An 18,728-nucleotide genomic window follows, 5' to 3' on the forward strand; every position below is an offset into this window, starting at 1 on the left:
AACACTTCCGCCGGTCATCCGTCGTACCTGAGGAGACCGGAAAACAGAGGTGAGAGGGATGACGGACATGTACCTGCTCGCGGTGGTCCGGATGAAGGAACTGCGGCGCGAGGCCGAGCTGGCCCGGCGAGGAACGCCGGTCGCCCCACGGGCGAGCCGCTCACGGATCATGCTGGCACAGTGGCTGATGGCCATGGCGGCGCGGCTCTCGCCGGAGGTCGCCCGCAACGCGATGGGAGGCGCGCGATGACGGACGACGAGCGTGGCGTGATCGACGCGCAGGGGATGCTCGATCTGAGCCATCTGACCAGCCCCGATCAGCTGGCGGCGATCACCCGGATCAGCCGGGTCGGCGTGGTGGTCGTGCCCGAGTCCCTGGCCGGCGCGTACGCGGCCATCCCGGCCGAGGACGTGGGGTCGACGGTCTTCCTCCCGGACGGCGTGAAGCCCCGCGTGCACGTCGGCCCGCTGGTCGTCGGCGGGGACGGCATCGGCTCGCCCGACGAGATCCTGATCGTGGTCGGCGTGCTGGTCGTCATCGGCGCGGTGACCGGCGACCTGCCGCAGCGGATCAGCGTGGTCGGCTCGGTGTTCGCGCCCCGCGGCAGCGAGGCGGCGCTCGGCCGGGTGCTGGGCGGGGGAGTGGGGACGGTCAGCTACTACCGCCACCAGGAGGGTATCCGGGTCAAGACGCTGTCCGGCCAGATCCAGCTGTCCGGGTCGTCGCTGGCCAACCTGACCGGCGAGCCCACCGACATCCTGGTCGCGGCCGGCCAGTTGATCATCACCGGGGAGATCGGCGACGTCGGGTACGACCAGATCCTGATCGCCGGGCAGCTGATCGCCCCCGCGGCGGGCCAGGCCCAGCTCGAGGCCCGGATGGACGCCCAGGGCCAGGTGGTCTGGTACCGCTCGGCCGACCCGCGGGTCTTCCTGGAGGACGTCGAGCTCGGCCCCGACTACTTCCGCCTGCTCGACCATCCGATCAGCATCATCGCGTTCGGCGCGGTGACGATCTCGGCCGGTGTCACGGCCGAGCTGCTGCGCGAGAAGGTGGCCGACGTGGTCCTGTTCGACGACGTCGTCGCGCCGGCCGAGGTCGTGCCGGCCCTGCAGGTGCTGACCACGATCGCCATGGGTCAGATCCGGGTGGCCGACGGACCGCGGCGCTGAGGTCCGGGTCGTCCCATGGACCGCAGCGTGGAGTTCCGCAAGATCTACGACGCCCACCGGACCGCCGTGCACGCCTACTTCGTGGGCCGCACCGGCGACCGGTGGCGGGCGGCGGATCTGATGCAGGAGACGTTCCTGCGCGCCTGGCGGCGACTTCCCGAGCTGACCGGTCTCTCCGACGACGGGCAGCGGGCCTGGATCTTCACGGTGGCCCGCAACCTGTCGATCGACGAGCACCGCCAGTCCCGGACCCGCGCCGCGACCGACGCCGCCCTGCGCGCCGAGCCCGCCGACGCGGCGGCGCCGGCCAGCACTTCGGTGATCGCCGCCGAACGGGTGACGGTCGTGGCCGATTGCATCCGGCGGTTGCCCGAGCAGCAGCGCGTCACCCTGACCCTGGCCGCGGCCGGGGGCCTGACCAGCGCCGAGATGGCCACGGCCCTGGGCGTGCCGGCCGGCACGGTCCGCTACCGCCTGTCCGAGGCCCGCCGCGCCCTGGCCGAGGCCCTCCGCACCTACGACGACGTGGAGCAACCATGAACCTCGACGACGCCCTGCAGGCCTGGGCCACCCAGGAGGTCGCCCTGCCCGCCCCGGCCGCCGACGACATCTACCGCGCGATCGTGGCCACCCCTACCGGCCTGGACGCGCGCTGGTGGACAACGTTCTCGGCCCAGCTCGCCGCCAACGTGATGACCGGCACCCGCCCCCGCCGCCCGGTCCTCACCTGACGGCCGCCGGTCACGGCACCACGACGAGCCGGCCGCCCCCTGGATCTCTCCGCGCGAAGATCGAGATCTTGTGCGGCACCGCCGCCTTTACTACCGCTCCTGACCGAAGAACGCGGCGACCCGGCGCTGCCACGCGGCCAGGAACCGGGGAGGGCGGGCGGGCGAGTGGTTCCGCCTGCGGTTCAACGGGCGCTGCGAGCGGCCTTGGTCCGTAGTGCCCTGATGTCCGGCCGCCCGCTCGACATGCGCCGGAACCCCGGGAACGCGATGTGAGGCCCCGTGCAGCAGACCGCGGAACGAGTGCTTGGTTGCCATCGCCGACTCCTTCTCTATCAGTGATAGAGGGACTCTAGCACTGATAGAGTGACCCGCGGAGGTGGCACATTTGGCGCTGGATCGACAGCGGATCGTCGCCGAGGCCGTGGCGTTGCTGGACGCCGAGGGCCTGGACGGCGTGACCACGCGCAAGCTCGCCGCGCGGCTGGGGGTGCGGTCGCCGACCCTCTACTGGCACCTGCCGAACAAGGCGGCCCTGGTCACCGCGATCGCCGACGCGATCCTCGACCAGGAGTTCGGCGACCTGTCACCGCCCGACCCGGCTCAACCCTGGCCGGAGTGGTTGAGCGGCCTGGCCGAGCGGCTGCGCCGGGCGCTGCTGGCCCACCCCGACGGCGCCCGGGTCATCTCCGCCGCTCAGCTCTCCACCACCATGGCGGCGATCTCCGAGCTGGCAATGAGCACCCTGGTGGCGCGCGGCGTCTCCTTGCGCCAGGCCCGCGTGTCGGTCCTGACGGTCGAGCGCTTCACCGTCGGCCACGTCCTCGAGGAGCAGGCCCCCCGCCCCGACGCCGAGGCGCTGAAAGACTTCGACATGGCCGCCTTCACCGAGCAGCACCCCACCGTGATGGCCGCGCTGACCGAATACTTCCAACCTGCCCGCACCGTCGACGACGTGTTCCGCGACTGCCTGGACGTGGTCATCGCGGGCGCCGCGGCCAAGGCCGGTGCCACCGCCTGACGGGACATCCGCTCCGCGGCAACGAACCGGATGATCGTCCCTGTACCTGGTCGATCGTGGTCAGTACGGTCGAGGGGTGGACGACGCCGGTCCGAGGAATGCCGCTGATGCGCCGGCCGGATCGAGGTCTCCGGTTCCGGATGACTCGGAGCGCTGGGTGGACCGCTGGGCCGAGGTGCATCGGCTGGCGGTGGCCGGGCGGGAGCCGGTGATCGCGAGAAAGGCCGGGAACCGGGTGTCCCGGATGTGGCTGCCGCTGTCCCGGTTCGCGGCGGTCGAGGCCATCGCGTCGGCGACGCTGTCCTTCGGCCCGGACGCTGACGCCCTCTATTGCCTGGGGTGGGCCCAGCATGCGACCGGCCGGCGCCGGCCCGCCTTGGCCAGCTACGAGCAGGCTCTGCATCGGTACCGCGAGGCCGGCGACCGGGTCGGCGAGGCAGACACGTTGAACAACATCGGCATCGTCCACGACGGGCTCGGCGACCAGCAGCAGGCCCTGACCCACTACCAGCAGGCGTTGACGGCCGGAGGCGAGCGCGGCGACCACAGCTTCGAAGCGGCCGTCCTGAACAACATCGGCATGGTGCACTTCAGCCTCGGTGACCACCAGCAGGCCCTTTCCTACTTCCAGCAGTCGTTGCCCATCACCCGGGAACTCGGCGACCGCCTCGGCGAAGGCGCCGTCCTGAACAATGTCGGCCTGGTGCACGCCGGGCTCGGCGATGAGCAGCAGGCCCTGACCTACTTCCTGGAGGCCTTACGCATCAAGCGGGAGGGCGGCGACCGCGCCGGCGAAGCCACCGCCCTGGACAACATCGGCAGTGTCCACGCCGAGCTCGGCAACCAGCAGCAGGCCTTGACCTACTTCCTGCAGGCGTTGCCGATCCGGCTGGAGGTCGGTGACCGCGTCGGCGAAGCAACCACCCGGCGCAATCTGGCGACGACCTATGCGGCACTGGGGCTCTATTGGGCGACGTTACGCCAGCACGAAGTCGTCGCCGACCTCGACCGGCAGATCAGCGACCATGCTCGGCCGTCGGGCGCTGCCCCCTAGGTCAGGGGTCGTGGGTGGATCGGCTCCCGGTTGTCATGCCCGGTGAGCCGGTGGTGCTCGCCACTCAGACCGCCAACGTGGGCTCTGTGCGGCTCGCGGCGAAGCTGGGGTTTGGCGAGGTGGAGCGGTTTTGTGTCGGGGATGCCGAGCAGTGGCTCGGGATGTGGGCCCCGGGTAGTGAGAGCGTCAACAGACGCGGACGGTGACGGACGGGGTCGCGGATCGATAAGATCGTCGGACATCGATCGGAGGTCACCTTGATCATGTCTCGGAAGCTTGCCGCGGCCGCCATTGCTCTGGCCGGACCGTTTGTCGCCGCGCCGGCGGTGGCCGCGCCGCCCGCCTGTTTCGACCGCACCGCCTCGACCACCTTCGAGGAGTCGCGGATCGACACGCCCGCGCTGCCCGGTGGTCAGCAGGTGCCGTCGGCGCTGGTGGAGGCGGGCGGGTTCACCTCCTATGTGGATGGTCTGCGGGCGGAGCTGTGCCGGGCCCGGTCGGTCGCCGCCGCCGAGCGGGTGCTCAACCAACGCGGCCGGGTCCTGTGGCACGACGCGGTGGAGCGGGCTCAGGGCCGGCTGTGGATGGGCACGATCGAGAGGTACGACGACCGTCCGCTCTACTGGGCCCGCCTGATGGGTACGCGGGACCTGCGCCAGTGGCGGCCGTCGTTCGCCGTTTCCGACGGTGATCGCGCCGCTCTGTTGCGTACCTTCGAATATGCCTCGCGCGGAATCACCTCGAACGCCTTCCCGAACCGCGAAGCGGTGACGAAAGTCCTGGTCAGCGGCTTCGACCCGTACCAGCTGAACAATGAGATCCGGCGCTCCAACCCGTCCGGCGCGTCGGCGCTGCAACTGGACGGTGTGACGTTCAAGGCGGGGCGGAAGACGATCCAGATCCAGGCTGTGGCGCTGCCGGTGACCTGGTCCGGCTTCAACGCGGGGATCGTCGAGGACGCGTTCGGCCCGCATCTGGCCGGGGACAGCGGCGGGCAGCGGGCCGACCTGATCATGACGATCAGTCAGGGCAACCGCGGCACCATGAACATCGAGCAGTGGGCGGCGGCCTGGCGCGGCGGCAACCCGGACAACAACAACGAGGGCACGCCCGAGCCGATCCCGTCGGCCGCCGGCTGGCCGCAGCCCGACCCGCAGCCCGAGTTCATCGAGACGACGCTGCCCTACCAGGCGATGATCGACGCGCGGACCACCCCGTGGCCGACCCGCCTCAACCAGCAGATCTGCGAGTGGGCCGCGGGTGACCGCCCGACCGGGCCGGTGACCTGCAAGACCACCGGACCGACCCCGGGCGGGCAGGCCCAGTCCGGCGGTGGCGGCAACTACCTCTCGAACGAGAGCATGTACCGCTCCAACCGGCTGCGCCTGGCCCTGGGCGCGACCGACATCCCGGGCGGCCACCTGCACATCTCGGCGCTGGTCTACCCGGCCGACCCGCTGGTGGTCATCGACCAGGCCTTCGCGGCCGACCGGGCCCAGACCATCGAGCAGACGATCGCCCTGGTCAAGGCGGCGGGCGCCAGCCGCGCCGGGGCATGACCCTGCTCGCCGAGGCCGGGTTATCGGGCGAACCCGCCCCACCACGGGACCGGGTCGCCGACGTCGTGGGCGGCGAAGAAGTCGCTGACCTCGGCGACCTCCTCGGCGTCGGGCTGGTCGTTGACGCAGTCCGCGCCCGCCCAGGCGCCCGACATCACCTTGGCGCACGGGCTGCCGGGCCCCAGGTCGGGCAGCGACAGGATGTGGCCCAGCTCGTGCACGGCGATCCGGGACGGCCGGTAGACCTCGGCGTCGCCGACCTCCAGGTAGACCCAGCCGCGCCCGGCGCCGTTGATGTAGACGTGCGAGCTGGTGCCGTTGGCCGTCTTGTACTCCTTGACCCGCAGCGCCGCCGGCGTGTCCTGCTCGACGAACCGGATCGTCGGCACGCTCGTGTTCCAGACCTCCATCGCGTCCCGCACGGCATCGGTGTAGGAGCCGGCCAGCAGCAGGTCGATGGCGATGACCTCGGGCTCCGGTTCCGCCGCGCTCGCCGGGCCGCCGAACCCGACCAGCGCGGTGCAGGCCAGGACCACGGTCGACAACAGGTTCAGGGCTCGAGCCACGACGCCTCCTCAGGGATCGACCAACGTCGCTAGAGCGTAATGGTCATCACCAAATGGGGCCTAGGCTCGCGCCGTGGTCAAGACGCGGTTCGTGGACGAGGGGCGGTGGCTGAACGCGTTCGCCGGGGAGTTCCTGGTCGCCTGCCCGCGATGTGCGGCCGTGGCTTCGGTGCGGCGGGACTGGGACGACGAGCGGCGGCGCTGGTGCCCGGCGTCGGTGGTGTGCCCGGGGTGCGGGTTCGCCCGGCGGGAACCGGCGGAATGGGCCGGGCCGGTGTGCGTCCGGGCGCGGTGCCGGTGTGGCGGGTGCAGTCGTCCGCTGCGCGCCGGCCAGCACCTGCCGGCGGCGCCGCGAGCCCGGACGATGAACGTGACCTGCGACGACTGCGGTCACGTGACGACGGCGGCCGTCACGGTGCACTCCCGTGGGGTGCCCAGCGCGCTGGTCGACAGCTGCTTCGGCCTCCCGCTGGCGTTGCGGACGCCGTGCGCCGGCCTCACGCTGTGGGCGTTCAACGCGGCGCACCTGGCGTACCTGAAAAGCTTTCTGGGTGCCGATCTGCGCGAGCGCCAGAGCGGGGCCTACAGCCGCTCGGTGGTGGCCCGGCTCCCCGGCCGGCTCAAGCAGGCCAAGCACCGCGACGAGGCCCTGCGGGCGATCAGACGTCTCGAAGGCGTGGTTCTCGGCGCGGGTGGCCGGGGAAACCGCCTCGCGCTTGGCTGATACACCCGACCCGACCTACGGCTGATCGAGCACACCGCGCAGCGTGGCGGCGAACTCGGGGGGCTTGCCCGCGTAGCCGAATTGGCCACCGAGGAAGCCGCCGTGGTGCGACGGGAAGACCACCGGCGCCAGGCCGAGCTCGGCGGCGATGGCCCGGGCCGTACGCGCGGTGTAGGTGTCGCCGGTCTCCTCGCCGACCGCGATCACGATCCGGGTCGGCGCGGCCGTGAGCGCCGGCACGTCGAGGCGGTAGTCGGTGACCGCCCACGAGTTCTTCGACAGCAGCGGGTCGTCGCGGTCGCCGTCGTCCTCGGCCGGCAGCCCGAACGCCGCCGGGTCGGGCACGGGCTGCGCGAAGTACTCCTCGGTGAACTCACCCGGCCACGACGTCATCGCGATGAACGCCGCCATCCCGGGGCCCCGGCCGCCGGCCTCGTACGCGTCGTTGAAGGCGGCCCGGCCGCGATCGGCGAGAGCGGCGTCGGGCAGCACGTTGTTGATCGGCGGCTCATGCGCCACCAGCGTCGCCACGTCCGACGGGTGCTTGGTGACCAGTTCCAGGGCGGTCACCGCGCCGCCGCTGCTGGCGAAGACGTCGACCGGTCCGAGGCCGAGCTCCGCCAGCAGCAGGTGCAGGTCGGCCGCCTGCTGCGCCGGCGTGTTGTCGAGCCGGCCGTCGGTGCGCTTGCTGCGGCCGAGACCGCGCGGGTCATAGGTGATCACCGTACGGTCGGCGAAGTGTTCGGCCAGCGCGCCGAAACCCTCCGCGGACATCGGCTGCCCGATCATCAGCAGCGGCCGGTGCGGGCCGTCGGCCGGGCGGACGTCATAGACCAGGTCGGCGCCGGGAACGGCGAGAGTATGCGTCTCCATGCCGAGACCCTACGGCCGATAGGCGCGTTCCCGCAGGTGGTAGAGCTCGGCAAGGCTCGGTCAGGTGTCCTCGGCGGAAACGCGTTGTCCCGGCGTCGCGGGGTGGCGGCGGATCGCGGTCATGGACGTCGGGTCGGGCGTCGCCGGCCGCCACGCCCGCTCGGCGTCACCGGTGATCAGGACCAGGCCGTGCTGTCCCTCGCCGTCCATCACCACGACGGCGCCGCCCGGACGTACGCCGATCGCCTCGCTCGTGATCGCGCCGACCCGGGCACTCACCTCGTCGTCCAGGGACAGCAGCTGCACGGCCTGCGGCGCCGTTCCCGCTTCGGCCCGCGGCCACGGGCCGTCACAGCCCTGGCAGAGCGGACGGGCCAGCCAGGCCGACTCGGTCGCCCGGACCCGGCACATCTCGTGGCACCGGGTGCAGGCGATGTCCGCGATGGCCGGTTCGGCGAGGAGCAACCAGCCGCGGCCGGCCGTCTCACGCAACCGGCCGGCCAGCTCGCCCACGGTCGCCGGGGCCGGCCCCAGTTCGCCGAGGACCGGCAGGACGTTGTGCTGGCCGGGGCAGTCCGGGTTGACCGGCAGCCCGGCCGTGCTCAGCGCCGGGTGCCGCACGTTGCCGTAGGCGCGCGGCCCGGCCCACTCCTGGTTGCCGATCAGGATCTGGATCACCTGCTCGGCCATCATCCCGCCGAGCACCGCGGCCGACGTCTGGATGGCCGGGATGATCGACACGCTCTCGGCCGCCCGGGCGTAGGCGCGGCAGGAGCCGGACGACTGCCGGCCCGGGTTCAGGCACCGGTAGCAGACCGCGCCGCTCGTCCCGAGGAAGGCGGAGAGGTTGAACTCGGCGGCGGCGAACCCGCCCTCGACCATCACCCGGCCGTGGATGCGGGACCGCTCGGCGAGCCAGGCCCGGGCCGACACACTGTCCACCGCGGACACGACCACGTCGGCCCAGCGGATCACCCCGTCGCCGGCGGTCTGCACGAGCGACTCGGCGTAGCGCACCGACGGGTCGGCCGCGGTCGCGCAGACCGCCGGCCCGGTTGGCGACCACCGGCGCCTTGCCGAGCCCCAGCCGGGCGACCTCGTCGCCGGTCGGGAAGAACGGCGAGCGGGTGGCATTGTGCTCCTCGAACGCGTCGTAGTCGACGAGCAGCAGGTTGCCGATCCCGCTCAGAGCCAGGTTCTGCACCACGTTCTGGCCGAGCGCGCCCAGCCCGACGACGGCCACGCGCGCCGCGTTGAGACGGGCCGGGTCGTAGCCGGCCAGCATCGAGCGGCTGTGCCGATCGACGCCGGTTACTTGACCTTGTGCTTCTTGCACGTGCACGATCCGATCTCCATCCCGGTCAGGTAGCACCGGGCCTTGGGATTGACGAGGGCTCCGGTGATCTCGAAGTCGACCGGGGACGAGGACGGCCCGTCGAAGGGCTGCTGCGCCGGCCCGATCGGGTTCGGCTGATCGGTGCGGTGGAGAACGACAAACCCGCCCTCCACCTCGGCCGGGGCCTGCTCCGCCGTCGCACCAGACCGGCCACGACAGCGACCGCCAGGAACAGCAGCAGCACCAGGAGCAAGACGTCCATGTGCTAGCGCCCGGTCTTCTTGTCCGGGGGCTTCGGCGGCTTGGTCGGTTCGGGTTCGGGCTCGGGACCGGCCAGGCTGAAGGAGTCGACCTTGTACTGCTGGTCGCCGTCGGTCAGCCAGATCTCCATCGGCATGGCCTCGCCGGGAGCCGGCCGGGGAACGCGCACCACGCCACCACCCAGCACGGGCTGACCGTCCAGGCGCCACAGCACCTCGGTCGGGGAGTCGGTCGAGACCGAGCACCGGTACTCCGCCTCGTCGGGGGAGAGCGGACACGACCACGACAGCCGTGGCCGGCCGTCGGCCGGCAGCCGGTCATTGATCAGGGACACCAGGTTGAAGTAGCCGCAGAGGACCGATCCCACGATCACCGCGCCGACGACGATGAGAAAGATGGCCGGCCGCGAGGATCCCCCGGGCGACTCGGGGTCGCGGATCATCGTGCGCAGCCGGGCGAGCCGTTGCCGGGGAACGTCGAGGTCGGTCACCGCGGGGCCGTGCGACGCGGCCGGCGCCGGGCCCCTGATCGGAACTGAGGATCTCGAAGTCGAGGTCGCCCATCAGAAGAACTCGATCCGCTGATCCTGTCGCGGCTCGGACTGGGTGATGATCTCGAAGCCCGAGGACTCGGTGGTGTCGGTGGCGGTCAGCCAGAGCGGCAGCCGCGGATAGACGATCGACGGGTCGAGCGGGCGGTCGCCGTAGTGCTTGCGGTGGTATTTGATGGCCTCGCCGTTCCACCCGACGTAGCCGCCGCCGCGGCCCTTCTCGTCCCAGTTCAGCATCCGGGTGATGTGCATCACCAGGTGTCCCAGCGTCACGTAGCCGCGCTGGTCCTTCCACAGCGCGGCGTGAGCCGGCCCGGACCGATCAGCGTGGGGATGCGGAACACCAGGTGGTAGGTGCTCGCCCGGCCGGCGTCGGTGGCGTTCTGGATCGGCCGCCGGCGGGCGGCGAGGTCGTCACCGGAGGCGTACGCCGTGGACGAGAACGTCGCGCACTGCATGTCGGCGAGGACGTCGAAGTCGAAACGACGCCGCTGGAGCATCTCGGCCGGCTTGGGCATCACACGGCTCCCTACGTTGGCGGCCGGGGTCGGAGCGGGGTAAACCGGGATCATGACTGCACCCGCGCCGGACGAGCCGAAACCCTGGCGCGTGGAGGGCGGGCCGCCCGAGCGGCCACGCCGGCCCTGGGTGCGGCTGGTGGTGATGCTGCTCGCGCTGCTGGCGCTCAACTGGATCGTGACGTCGGTGCTGCTGCGCCCCGAGCCGCGGGTCACGGTGTCGTACACGTTCTTCGTCACCCAGGCGCAGCGGGCGAACGTCGACGAGATCACCTCGACGGGTGACACCATCGAGGGCACGTTCCGCGAGAAGGTCGCGTACACGCCTTCGGGTCAGAAGAAGAGCGAGCAGGTCGACCGCTTCACCACCGAGCGGCCCACCTTCGCCGCCGACAACCTGTTCGCACTGCTCCAGGCGCACGGCGTGGCGGTCAACGCGCACCCGCCGGACGCCCCCGCGCCGATCTGGCAGCAGCTCCTGCTCGGGTTCGGACCGGCCCTGCTGATCATCGGGCTGATGGTGTGGTTCTTCCGGCGGGCGGCGGCGGGCGCGGCCTCGGGCATCGGGGGATTCGGGCGGTCACGGGCCAGGCTGTTCTCGCCCGAGGGCGGGGCGCGGACCACCTTCGCCGACGTGGCCGGCATCGAGGAGGTCGAGCAGGAGGTCACCGAGATCGTCGACTTCCTGCGCGACCCTTCGCGATATCGCCGCCTCGGCGCGCGGATCCCGCACGGCGTGCTGCTCTCCGGGCCGCCGGGCACCGGCAAGACGCTGCTGGCCCGGGCGGTGGCCGGTGAGGCCCGGGTGCCGTTCTTCTCGATGTCCGCGTCCGAGTTCATCGAGATGATCGTCGGGGTCGGCGCGAGCCGCGTACGCGACCTGTTCGAGCAGGCCAAGAAGGTGGCGCCGGCGATCATCTTCATCGACGAGCTGGACGCGATCGGGCGGGCCCGCGGCGGCGCGCAGTCGCTCGGTGGCAACGACGAGCGCGAACAGACACTCAACCAGATCCTCACCGAGATGGACGGGTTCACCGGGAGCGAGGGCGTGGTGGTGCTCGCGGCCACCAACCGGGCCGAGATCCTCGATCCGGCGCTGCTGCGGCCCGGCCGCTTCGACCGCCGCGTCACGGTCAGCCCGCCCGACCTGGCCGGGCGGGAGCAGATCCTTCGCGTGCACACGCGAGGCGTACCGGTGGATCCTGATGTCGACCTTGCTTCGATCGCGTCGAGCACGCCCGGGATGGTCGGGGCGGATCTCCGCAATCTGGTCAACGAGGCGGCGCTGCTGGCGGCCCGGCGGCGGCACGAGACGGTCACCGCGGCCGACTTCGGCGACGCGCTGGAGAAGATCGTCCTGGGTACGGTGCGCGGCATCATGCTCACCCCGGACGAGAAGGAGCGCACCGCGTTCCACGAGGCCGGCCACGCTCTGCTCGGCATGCTGACGCCGGGCGCCGACCCGGTCCGCAAGATCTCGATCATCCCGCGCGGCCAGGCGCTCGGGGTGACCTTCCAGAGCCCCGACACCGACCGGTACGGGTATTCGCGTGCCTACCTGCGCGGCCGGATCGTCGGGGCGCTGGGCGGGCGGGCCGCCGAGGAGGTCGTCTTCGGTGAGGTGACGACCGGCGCCGAGAGCGACCTCGACCAGGTCAGCAACATCGCCCGGCAGATGGTCGGCCGGTGGGGCATGTCGGAGGCGATCGGCCCGGTGACCGTGCTGCCGCCGCCGGGGAGTGAGTCGCCCTTCGGTCTGGACGGTGTCGCGCCGGCCACCCGCGAGCTCGTCGACCGGGAAGTGCGCGCCCTGGTGGACGAATGTTACGACGATGCGGTCAGATTGTTACGCGAGCACCGGGACCAGCTCGATCGCCTGGCCCGGGCCCTGCTGGCGGCCGAGACCCTGGACATGACGGCCGCCTATCAGGCGGCCGGGTTGTGACCGCTAACAGGGGAGTCGTGTCCGGCAGGTTTCTCAGTTCTTACGCCTTGACTACAGAATTGTTAGCGATAACACTTCTTCGCAGCGGAGCCGATCGATGCTGTCGAGGAGGTCCCTCCCATGACCCACCGAAGCGGACACCTGACCAGTGCCGACCGGAACACGCCCGGCGTCGTCCGGGCCATGTCCGACGGGGTCGCGGCGGGACGCCTGGAACTGCGGCAACTACGGTTCTTCGTCACCGTCGCCGAGGAGCTCCACTTCGGGCGGGCGGCCACCCGTGAACACATCGCGCCGTCCGCGCTGACCACCCAGCTGCAGCGGCTCGAGCGCACCCTGGGCGTGCTGCTGGTCGATCGCACCGGCCGGCAGATCTCCCTGACCGCGGCCGGCGCCCGCTTCCTGATCGAGGCCCGGCAGATCCTGGAACACGTGGACCGGGCCGCGATGGTCGCGCTGGGCGCGGCCCTCACCCCGCCGACGCTGCGGATCGGGGTGCTCGACGAGGGCTACGACGCGATCCGCCCGGTGCTGCGCACGATCCGCGCCACCCACCCCGACCTGGAGATCCACCAGGTGACCGCCGGGGTGCCGGAGCAGTGCCGGCTGCTCGCCGACGGCCGCCTCGACGTGGGTGTCGGCCGGGTGACCGGGGCGACGCCCGCGCTGGCCTCCGAACTGTTCCGGCTCGACCCCCTGGGCGTGCTGGTCCGCGCCGACCACCCGCTGGCCGGCCGGTCCGCGGTGCCGGTCGCCTGCCTGCGCGACGAGACGCTGCTGCTGGCCGACGACGACCGCGCCCCCGAGTTCAACGAGTTCGTGGCCGACATCTGCCGGGCCGCCGGCTTCTTCCCGGCCATGTTCCCCGGCAGCGTGCAGAACGTCCGCGCCGCCGCCGACCTGGTCCTGCAGGGAACCTGCGTCGCCTGCGTCCCCGGCTCGGTGGCCGCCGCCGGCGCCGACCTGGTCTGGCTGCCGCTGGAGCCGGCCGTTCCGCACTACCCGTGGTCCTTGCTGTGGCGCGCCCAGAACCCGTCCCGCCACGCGGTGGCCCTGGTAGCGACGGCCCGCCGCCTCTGCGACGAAAACGGCTGGCGCTCAGTAGGCCTAGCCAGCTGATTGTCTGTTCGCCGCGCTGTTCAAGGTCAAGGTCAAGGTCAAGGTCAAGGTCAAGGTCAAGGTCAAGGTCAAGGTCAAGGTCAAGGTCAAGGTCAAGGTCAAGGTCAAGGGCTTGATGTCGTAGCTGGGTGGATGGTGCAGACCGTCGCTCCCGCCGAGGCCGGGCGCGCGGCTCCAAGGCCGTGACCGGCCAGAACAGAGCCGCGCACCCTTCATTCTGCGTGCGTGGCCATTCTTCAGGCGCTACGCGCCCATCCCGGCCAACGTGCCCCGATGCCGGTCGCCGGATCGGCCTGGTGCTGTTCGGCACCAGGCTGCAGGGCGGCCGTCCGGCTCGGCGGGGAGGGCGGCTGTCCGGCTCGGCGGGGAAGGTGGGTGGGGGTCAGCGGCGGGCCAGGCGGCGCTCGCCGCCGACGCCGGTCTGGTAGGGCAGGTCGTAATGGGCGAAGACCGCGGGCTCCTCGGTGGCGGTGAGTTCGCCGTCGAGGTCGATGCTGGGGGCGTCCCCGATGAGCTTCTTGCCGTACTGCACGCGGATGGCGGCCGGCTTGACCGTGGCGCCGGCCAGCGGGACGAAGACCAGGCGGTGCCGGCCGATGAAGCCGACCCGGACCGTGGCGAAGGCCGGCTCGTCGGTGCCCGTGTCGACGTACACCGCCTCGAGTTCGCCGATCTTGTTGTCGTCGGGGTCGATGACCTTCTCGCCGCGCCAGTCGCGCAGGTTTTCAGCGGGGAACATGCATGTCAGGTGCCCGACGGCGGGTCGAGGGAAACCAGGCGTTGGCGCACCTTGTCGCTGATCGTGGTCAGCGTCCGCAGTTCGGCCTCGGTGAGGTGGTCGATGAACGCCTCGCGGACGTCGGCCACGTGTCTCGGGGCGGCGGCTTCGACCAGCTCGCGGCCTTTCGGGGTGATCGCGACGACCGTACCCCGCTGATCGGTTTCGCACTGCTCGCGCGTCACCAGGTCGCGCTTCTCCATCCGGCTCAGGTGCTGGGAGAGGCGGCTCTTCTCCCAGTGCAGCAGCCGGCCGAGCTGGAAGGGCCGCAGCCGGCCGTCGGGCTCCTCGGAGAGGTGGGCCAGCACCTGGTAGTCGGCGCTCGAGAGGCCGTGCCGGGTGCGTAGCTGCCGTTCGAGGTAGTCGGCCAGGTCGTCCTGCATTGTCATCAGGCCGCGCCAGGCTCGCTGTTCCCGATCGTCGAGCCATCGTGTCATGGGCCTCACTCTACCGAACTGGTTGACATGTTAACCAGCGGCGATCTAGCGTCTAGTTCACAAGTTAACCAGTTGCGGAGGCTGACCCACGTCATGACCACCATCAGCATCATCGGCTCGGGCAACATGGCCACCGCCATCGGCACCCGGGCGGCCAAGCACGGTCACACCGTCGAACTCATGAGCCGCGACGCCGCCAAGGCTCAGGCGCTCGCCGACCGGATCGGCAACGGAGCCACCGTCGGCGCGTTCGGCGCGAGGCCGGCGGGTGACATCGTCATCGTGGCCGTCCGGTACGCCGGCGCGGCCGACGTGGTCGCGCACTACGGCGATGCGCTGGCCGGCAAGATCCTCGTCGACATCACCAACCCCTTCAACGCCGACGCGACGGGCCTCGTGACCACCCCGGGCGACTCGATGTCCCAGCGGATCGCCGCGGTCGCCCCCGAGGGCGCACACGTCGTGAAGGCCTTCAATACGGTCTTCGGCGGCGTCCTGGCCGAGGAGAAGCCCTTGGACGGGTTCTTCGCCGGCGATAACGCCGAGGCCAAGGCACGGGTCTCGGCGTTTCTGGAGAGCCTGGACATCCGGCCCCTCGATGCGGGCGGGCTGGAGATGGCCCACGCCCTCGAATGGGCCGGCATCCTGCTGGTCGGCCTGGCCCGCAACGGCGCCGGCTTCGGCATCGCCTTCGGCGCCGGGGTTCCTCGGCAGTGAGTGCCGGACGGCGGCCGCCCGTGATGCGCGGCCGCCGTCGCCGCGGGTTCAGCTGAGCTGGAACATGTTCCAGCTCAGGGGCGGGAGCACGGCCTGGAGGCGGCCGCCGTCGAGCTTCGGGTCCTCGCGGCGCTGGGGCGTGACCCGGTCGGGGGCGTCGATCGAGTTGATCGCGTCGGGGTCCTCGTCGGACAGTGCCGTGTGGGTCGCGGTGGCGACGGAAACGGCACGGAGGTCGACGTCCAGCTGCAACGACTCGGACTGCGAGCGGTTGACCGCGAAGATGACGATGCCCGAGCCCGAGTCGACCGCCACCGCGTCGAGCAGCGGCACCTCGCCCTGCTCGGCCGTCTCGTGCACCGGCGACGCCGGCTCGATCCGCAGCACCGTGCCCCGGCCGAAGCGCGCGGTCAGGGCGATCGGGTGGAAGCTGGCCTGCCGCCAGGCCGGCCCGCCGGGCTCGGTCATGATCGGGGCGATCACGTTGACCAGCTGGGCCAGGCAGGCGATCTTCACCCGGTCGGCGTGCCGCAGCAGGCTGATTAGCAGGTTGCCGACCACCACGGCGTCGGTCACCGAGTAGACGTCCTCGATCAGCCGCGGGGTCGTCTCGATGGCCAGGTTCTTCTCGCCGGCGAAGCGGCTCTGGTACCAGACGTTCCACTCGTCGAACGAGATGTTGATCTTCTTCTTGTGCCGCCCGACCGCCCGCACGTGGTCGGCCGTCGACACCACCGCGTCGATGAACCGGTCCATCCCGGCCGCGCAGGCCAGGAAGCTGTCCCGGTCGTCGCCGTGCTGCTGGTAGTACGCGTGCATGGAGACGTAGTCGACCGCGTCGTACGCCTCGGTCAGCACCGTGTTCTCCCACGAGCCGAAGGTCGGCATGCTCAGGTTCGAGCTGCCGCAGGCGACCAGTTCGATCGTGGGGTCGACCTGCCGCATCGCCTTGGCCGTCTCGTGCGCCAGCCGGGCGTACTCGTCGGCGGTCTTGTGTCCGATCTGCCAGGGTCCGTCCATCTCGTTGCCGAGACACCAGAGCTTGATGTTGTACGGATCCCCGCCGCGCCGGTCCGACCACGCCGTGCCGCCGGGCACGTTGCAGAACTCGACCAGGTCCCGGGCCGCGTCGATGCCCCGCGTGCCCAGGTTGACCGCCATCATCGGCTCCACGCCCACGGCGGACGCCCACGTCATGAACTCCTGGACGCCCACCTGATTCGTCTCGATCGAGCGCCAGGCGAGATCCAGCCGCGAGGGCCGATCGGCCTGCGGGCCGATGCCGTCCTCCCAGTTGTAGCCCGACACGAAGTTGCCACCGGGGTAGCGGACCAGCGGGACACCGAGCTCCCGCACCAGATCGGCCGTGTCCTGCCGGAACCCGTCGGCGTCGGCGGACGGGTGCCCGGGCTCGTAGATGCCGGTGTAGACGCAACGGCCCATGTGCTCCACGAACGATCCGTACAGGCGGGGGTCGACCTCACCCACCCGGAACGACGGGTCGACGGTGAAGGAGGCGTTGAGCATGGATCACCCTTTCAGGCCGGTGCCGGCGATGCCTTCGACGATGTTCTTCTGGAAGAGCAGGAAGACCGCGACGAGCGGGATGGCGCCGAGCACGGCCGAGGCCATCACGTCCGCGTACCGGATGCCGAACGAGCCCTGCACGGTGGCCAGACCGACCGGGATCGTCATGATGTCCGGATTGCTCAGCACGAGCAGCGGCCACAGCAGATCGTTCCACGACTGGACGAAGGCGAAGATGACAACCGCGGAAACGGCCGGCCGGGACAGCGGCATGATCACCCCGCGGTAGATCCGCCAGAAGCCGGCGCCGTCGACCCGGGCCACCTCGTCGAGCTCGCGCGGGAGGCCGTCGAAGAACTGCTTGAAGATGAACACCGCGATCGCGGTCGGGATCTGCGGCGCGCTGACCGCCCAGAAGGTGTTCAGGATGCCGAGCGAGTCCATCTCGCGGAACTGCGGGATGATCAGCACCTGGCCGGGGATCATGATGCCCGCCAGCACCAGGAAGAACACCGCGTTGCGGTACTTGAACCGCAGCCGGGACAACGCGAACCCGGCCATGCTGGCCACGATGACCACGCCGAGCGCGGTGATCGTGGAGATGATCAGGCTGGAGCCGAACCAGCGCAGGATGTCGGTGTCCCGCAGCACCCGGCCGAACGCGTCGAAGGTCGGGTTGTCGATCAGCCACCGGGTCGCGGTGGTCTCCTCGTTGGGCTTGAACGCGGTGTCCAGGGCCCAGGCGATCGGGATCAGCCAGATCAGCGCGAACGCGATCAGCACGCCGGCGCAGACCCGGTTGAAGATCTTGGTGCGGGAGTCGGCCCGCGCGATGTCGGCCCGGACGGCGGCGGGCCGCTCGGGAGCTTCGACGGCCATCTCAGGCCCCCTTCTGCTGGCGGCGGACGATCCCGAACCAGACGGCGGAGACCGCCAGGATGACGACGAAGAACAACATCGACGCCGCGGCCGCGTAACCGGTACGGAAGTTGGTGAAGCCCTCGTCGTAGATGTACTGGAGCACCGATCTGGTGGCGAAGTTCGGGCCACCCTGGGTCATGATGTACATCTGGTCGAAGACCTTGAGGGACGCGATCACCTGGAGCACCACCACCAGCGTGGTGGTGCGGCCGAGCAGCGGGACGGTGATCCGCCAGATCTGCTGCCACGGGGTGGCGCCGTCCATCGCCGACGCCTCGTAGAGGTCGCGCGGGATGTCCTGCAGGCCGGCCAGGTAGAGCACGAAGTTGAAGCCCAGCGTCCACCAGATCGTGGTGATGGCCAGCGACGGCATCGCCCAGTTGGGGTCGCCCAGCCAGTTCGGCGCGGTCATCCCCAGCTTGGCCAGGCCGGTGTCGAGCAGGCCCAGCTCCGGCGTGTAGAGGAAAATCCAGATCAGCGCGACCACGGCCGACGGCAGGATGTACGGCATGAAGAAGGCCAGCCGGAAGAACCAGCGCCCGTGCCTGGCCCGGTCGGCCAGCAGCGCGAACACGAAGGCCAGGATGATCAGCGGCGGCGTGGTCAGGATGGTGAACCAGACCGTGTGCCACAGCCCCGACCAGAAGTCCGAGCTCTGGAACGCCTCGGCGTAGTTGCCGAAGCCGGCGAACGTGCCCAGGCCGGGCTTGACCAGGCTGGTGTCGAAGAAGCTCATCACCAGGCCGTAGACGCCCGGCCCGAGGATGAAGGCCAGGTACAGCACCAGGAAGGGCGCGAGGAAGCCGATGGCCGGCAGGCCGTTGCCCTTCGGCCGGGTCGATGGCTCGGACGCCGATGTGCCGCTTCGCGGGCGTACCGCGGTTTCGGTGGTGGACACCGTCGTACCCCCTTAGCTGGGCT

Annotated in this window: 23 protein-coding genes and 1 pseudogene; 11 read left to right on the top strand and 13 right to left on the bottom strand. The window is 70.8% G+C overall.

The features are described from left to right. The first annotated feature begins 58 nt into the window (after positions 1 to 58). The 4 genes from AB0O15_RS27270 to AB0O15_RS27285 are packed head-to-tail and all read left to right on the top strand — an operon-like array spanning position 59 to position 1,904. Positions 59 to 250 carry a hypothetical protein gene (locus AB0O15_RS27270; RefSeq protein WP_364323699.1) on the top strand — a complete coding sequence of 64 codons (192 nt, stop codon included), beginning with the start codon at positions 59 to 61 and terminating at the stop codon, positions 248 to 250. Then, on the top strand, positions 247 to 1,173 hold the full coding sequence (locus tag AB0O15_RS27275) for a hypothetical protein (protein WP_364323700.1): 927 nt from the start codon (positions 247 to 249) through the stop codon (positions 1,171 to 1,173). The genes AB0O15_RS27270 and AB0O15_RS27275 overlap by 4 nt, the downstream gene beginning before the upstream one ends. Before the next feature lie 15 nt (positions 1,174 to 1,188). Continuing rightward, positions 1,189 to 1,713, top strand: coding sequence for an RNA polymerase sigma factor (locus AB0O15_RS27280; protein WP_364323702.1), 525 nt, complete (start codon positions 1,189 to 1,191; stop codon positions 1,711 to 1,713). After that, a complete protein-coding gene (locus AB0O15_RS27285; protein ID WP_364323704.1) occupies positions 1,710 to 1,904 on the top strand; it encodes a hypothetical protein in 195 nt (64 codons plus the stop codon). Before AB0O15_RS27280 ends, AB0O15_RS27285 begins: the two co-directional genes overlap by 4 nt. Positions 1,905 to 1,994: 90 nt before the next feature. On the opposite strand, the gene AB0O15_RS27290 is transcribed toward AB0O15_RS27285, so the two are convergent. After that, positions 1,995 to 2,219 carry a hypothetical protein gene (locus tag AB0O15_RS27290; protein WP_364323706.1) on the bottom strand — a complete coding sequence of 75 codons (225 nt, stop codon included), beginning with the start codon at positions 2,217 to 2,219 and terminating at the stop codon, positions 1,995 to 1,997. Between the two features lie 70 nt (positions 2,220 to 2,289). Between AB0O15_RS27290 and AB0O15_RS27295 the strand changes: the two genes are divergently transcribed. The 3 genes from AB0O15_RS27295 (at position 2,290) to AB0O15_RS27305 (ending at position 5,535) form a co-directional block, all read left to right on the top strand. Continuing rightward, a complete protein-coding gene (locus AB0O15_RS27295) occupies positions 2,290 to 2,922 on the top strand; it encodes a TetR/AcrR family transcriptional regulator C-terminal domain-containing protein (protein WP_364323708.1) in 633 nt (210 codons plus the stop codon). Positions 2,923 to 3,166: 244 nt separating this feature from the next. Further along, entirely contained in the window at positions 3,167 to 3,976 is an 810-nt protein-coding gene (locus AB0O15_RS27300) for a tetratricopeptide repeat protein (RefSeq protein WP_364323710.1), read from the top strand. Positions 3,977 to 4,239: 263 nt separating this feature from the next. After that, positions 4,240 to 5,535, top strand: a complete 1,296-nt coding sequence (locus AB0O15_RS27305; protein ID WP_364323712.1) for a hypothetical protein — start codon at positions 4,240 to 4,242, stop codon at positions 5,533 to 5,535. A gap of 20 nt (positions 5,536 to 5,555) precedes the next feature. Here the strand turns inward: AB0O15_RS27305 and AB0O15_RS27310 are convergent, their stop codons facing one another. Continuing rightward, on the bottom strand, positions 5,556 to 6,101 hold the full coding sequence (locus tag AB0O15_RS27310) for a snapalysin family zinc-dependent metalloprotease (protein ID WP_364323714.1): 546 nt from the start codon (positions 6,099 to 6,101) through the stop codon (positions 5,556 to 5,558). A 73-nt stretch (positions 6,102 to 6,174) separates the two neighbouring features. On the opposite strand from AB0O15_RS27310, the gene AB0O15_RS27315 reads away from it, so the two are divergent. Continuing rightward, positions 6,175 to 6,825 (top strand): hypothetical protein, encoded by a 651-nt coding sequence (locus tag AB0O15_RS27315; RefSeq protein ID WP_364323716.1) that lies wholly within the window; start codon positions 6,175 to 6,177, stop codon positions 6,823 to 6,825. Positions 6,826 to 6,840: 15 nt separating this feature from the next. Here the strand turns inward: AB0O15_RS27315 and AB0O15_RS27320 are convergent, their stop codons facing one another. From AB0O15_RS27320 to AB0O15_RS27345, 6 genes and pseudogenes are all read right to left on the bottom strand, one after another. Further along, on the bottom strand, positions 6,841 to 7,698 hold the full coding sequence (locus tag AB0O15_RS27320; protein WP_364323717.1) for an alpha/beta hydrolase: 858 nt from the start codon (positions 7,696 to 7,698) through the stop codon (positions 6,841 to 6,843). Between the two features lie 60 nt (positions 7,699 to 7,758). Next, positions 7,759 to 8,715 carry a ThiF family adenylyltransferase gene (locus tag AB0O15_RS27325; protein ID WP_364323719.1) on the bottom strand — a complete coding sequence of 319 codons (957 nt, stop codon included), beginning with the start codon at positions 8,713 to 8,715 and terminating at the stop codon, positions 7,759 to 7,761. A 94-nt stretch (positions 8,716 to 8,809) separates the two neighbouring features. Next, positions 8,810 to 8,983 (bottom strand): annotated as a pseudogene (locus tag AB0O15_RS27330) (ThiF family adenylyltransferase); the annotation flags it as partial. A 316-nt stretch (positions 8,984 to 9,299) separates the two neighbouring features. Next, positions 9,300 to 9,785 carry a hypothetical protein gene (locus tag AB0O15_RS27335; protein WP_364323721.1) on the bottom strand — a complete coding sequence of 162 codons (486 nt, stop codon included), beginning with the start codon at positions 9,783 to 9,785 and terminating at the stop codon, positions 9,300 to 9,302. Between the two features lie 72 nt (positions 9,786 to 9,857). Further along, positions 9,858 to 10,118 (bottom strand): hypothetical protein, encoded by a 261-nt coding sequence (locus AB0O15_RS27340; RefSeq protein ID WP_364323723.1) that lies wholly within the window; start codon positions 10,116 to 10,118, stop codon positions 9,858 to 9,860. Further along, complete coding sequence (locus AB0O15_RS27345) at positions 10,115 to 10,363, bottom strand: hypothetical protein (RefSeq protein ID WP_364323725.1); 249 nt, start codon at positions 10,361 to 10,363, stop codon at positions 10,115 to 10,117. The genes AB0O15_RS27340 and AB0O15_RS27345 overlap by 4 nt, the downstream gene beginning before the upstream one ends. Positions 10,364 to 10,415: 52 nt before the next feature. Between AB0O15_RS27345 and ftsH the strand changes: the two genes are divergently transcribed. Further along, on the top strand, positions 10,416 to 12,308 hold the full coding sequence (ftsH, locus tag AB0O15_RS27350; RefSeq protein ID WP_364323727.1) for an ATP-dependent zinc metalloprotease FtsH: 1,893 nt from the start codon (positions 10,416 to 10,418) through the stop codon (positions 12,306 to 12,308). A gap of 120 nt (positions 12,309 to 12,428) precedes the next feature. After that, the gene (locus AB0O15_RS27355; RefSeq protein ID WP_364323729.1) at positions 12,429 to 13,427 is read left to right on the top strand and encodes a LysR substrate-binding domain-containing protein; all 999 of its coding nucleotides are present in this window, start codon (positions 12,429 to 12,431) and stop codon (positions 13,425 to 13,427) included. A 382-nt stretch (positions 13,428 to 13,809) separates the two neighbouring features. Here AB0O15_RS27355 and AB0O15_RS27360 read toward each other — a convergent pair whose 3' ends face one another. Next, entirely contained in the window at positions 13,810 to 14,166 is a 357-nt protein-coding gene (locus AB0O15_RS27360) for a PRC-barrel domain-containing protein (RefSeq protein ID WP_364323731.1), read from the bottom strand. Between the two features lie 5 nt (positions 14,167 to 14,171). Then, positions 14,172 to 14,642 (bottom strand): MarR family transcriptional regulator, encoded by a 471-nt coding sequence (locus AB0O15_RS27365; protein WP_364323733.1) that lies wholly within the window; start codon positions 14,640 to 14,642, stop codon positions 14,172 to 14,174. A 93-nt stretch (positions 14,643 to 14,735) separates the two neighbouring features. On the opposite strand from AB0O15_RS27365, the gene AB0O15_RS27370 reads away from it, so the two are divergent. After that, positions 14,736 to 15,359, top strand: coding sequence for an NAD(P)-binding domain-containing protein (locus AB0O15_RS27370; RefSeq protein WP_364323735.1), 624 nt, complete (start codon positions 14,736 to 14,738; stop codon positions 15,357 to 15,359). 48 nt (positions 15,360 to 15,407) lie between these two features. Here the strand turns inward: AB0O15_RS27370 and AB0O15_RS27375 are convergent, their stop codons facing one another. Genes AB0O15_RS27375 through AB0O15_RS27385 form a run of 3 tightly spaced genes read right to left on the bottom strand, consistent with a single transcriptional unit; the run spans position 15,408 to position 18,705 of the window. Beyond that, positions 15,408 to 16,886, bottom strand: a complete 1,479-nt coding sequence (locus AB0O15_RS27375) for an alpha-N-arabinofuranosidase (protein WP_364323736.1) — start codon at positions 16,884 to 16,886, stop codon at positions 15,408 to 15,410. Between the two features lie 3 nt (positions 16,887 to 16,889). Then, positions 16,890 to 17,765: a carbohydrate ABC transporter permease gene (locus AB0O15_RS27380; protein WP_364323738.1), complete on the bottom strand. Its 876-nt coding sequence runs from the start codon at positions 17,763 to 17,765 to the stop codon at positions 16,890 to 16,892. Position 17,766: 1 nt separating this feature from the next. Next, positions 17,767 to 18,705 carry a sugar ABC transporter permease gene (locus AB0O15_RS27385; protein ID WP_364323740.1) on the bottom strand — a complete coding sequence of 313 codons (939 nt, stop codon included), beginning with the start codon at positions 18,703 to 18,705 and terminating at the stop codon, positions 17,767 to 17,769. Positions 18,706 to 18,728: the final 23 nt, after the last annotated feature.

The organism is Actinoplanes sp. NPDC089786 (genome assembly GCF_040684855.1).
In the GTDB taxonomy this organism is placed as follows: domain Bacteria; phylum Actinomycetota; class Actinomycetes; order Mycobacteriales; family Micromonosporaceae; genus Actinoplanes.

Bases quoted from the DNA above. Each gene is read 5' to 3' on its own strand.
- AB0O15_RS27270 (WP_364323699.1), top strand. From the start codon at position 59: ATGACGGACATGTACCTGCTCGCGGTGGTCCGGATGAAGGAACTGCGG.
- AB0O15_RS27305 (WP_364323712.1), top strand. From the start codon at position 4,240: ATGTCTCGGAAGCTTGCCGCGGCCGCCATTGCTCTGGCCGGACCGTTT.
- AB0O15_RS27345 (WP_364323725.1), bottom strand. From the start codon at position 10,363: ATGCCCAAGCCGGCCGAGATGCTCCAGCGGCGTCGTTTCGACTTCGAC.
- AB0O15_RS27300 (WP_364323710.1), top strand. From the start codon at position 3,167: ATGTGGCTGCCGCTGTCCCGGTTCGCGGCGGTCGAGGCCATCGCGTCG.
- AB0O15_RS27285 (WP_364323704.1), top strand. From the start codon at position 1,710: ATGAACCTCGACGACGCCCTGCAGGCCTGGGCCACCCAGGAGGTCGCC.
- AB0O15_RS27355 (WP_364323729.1), top strand. From the start codon at position 12,429: ATGACCCACCGAAGCGGACACCTGACCAGTGCCGACCGGAACACGCCC.
- AB0O15_RS27360 (WP_364323731.1), bottom strand. From the start codon at position 14,166: ATGTTCCCCGCTGAAAACCTGCGCGACTGGCGCGGCGAGAAGGTCATC.
- AB0O15_RS27365 (WP_364323733.1), bottom strand. From the start codon at position 14,642: ATGACACGATGGCTCGACGATCGGGAACAGCGAGCCTGGCGCGGCCTG.
- AB0O15_RS27275 (WP_364323700.1), top strand. From the start codon at position 247: ATGACGGACGACGAGCGTGGCGTGATCGACGCGCAGGGGATGCTCGAT.
- AB0O15_RS27320 (WP_364323717.1), bottom strand. From the start codon at position 7,698: ATGGAGACGCATACTCTCGCCGTTCCCGGCGCCGACCTGGTCTATGAC.
- AB0O15_RS27375 (WP_364323736.1), bottom strand. From the start codon at position 16,886: ATGCTCAACGCCTCCTTCACCGTCGACCCGTCGTTCCGGGTGGGTGAG.
- AB0O15_RS27290 (WP_364323706.1), bottom strand. From the start codon at position 2,219: ATGGCAACCAAGCACTCGTTCCGCGGTCTGCTGCACGGGGCCTCACAT.
- ftsH (WP_364323727.1), top strand. From the start codon at position 10,416: ATGACTGCACCCGCGCCGGACGAGCCGAAACCCTGGCGCGTGGAGGGC.
- AB0O15_RS27280 (WP_364323702.1), top strand. From the start codon at position 1,189: ATGGACCGCAGCGTGGAGTTCCGCAAGATCTACGACGCCCACCGGACC.
- AB0O15_RS27370 (WP_364323735.1), top strand. From the start codon at position 14,736: ATGACCACCATCAGCATCATCGGCTCGGGCAACATGGCCACCGCCATC.
- AB0O15_RS27380 (WP_364323738.1), bottom strand. From the start codon at position 17,765: ATGGCCGTCGAAGCTCCCGAGCGGCCCGCCGCCGTCCGGGCCGACATC.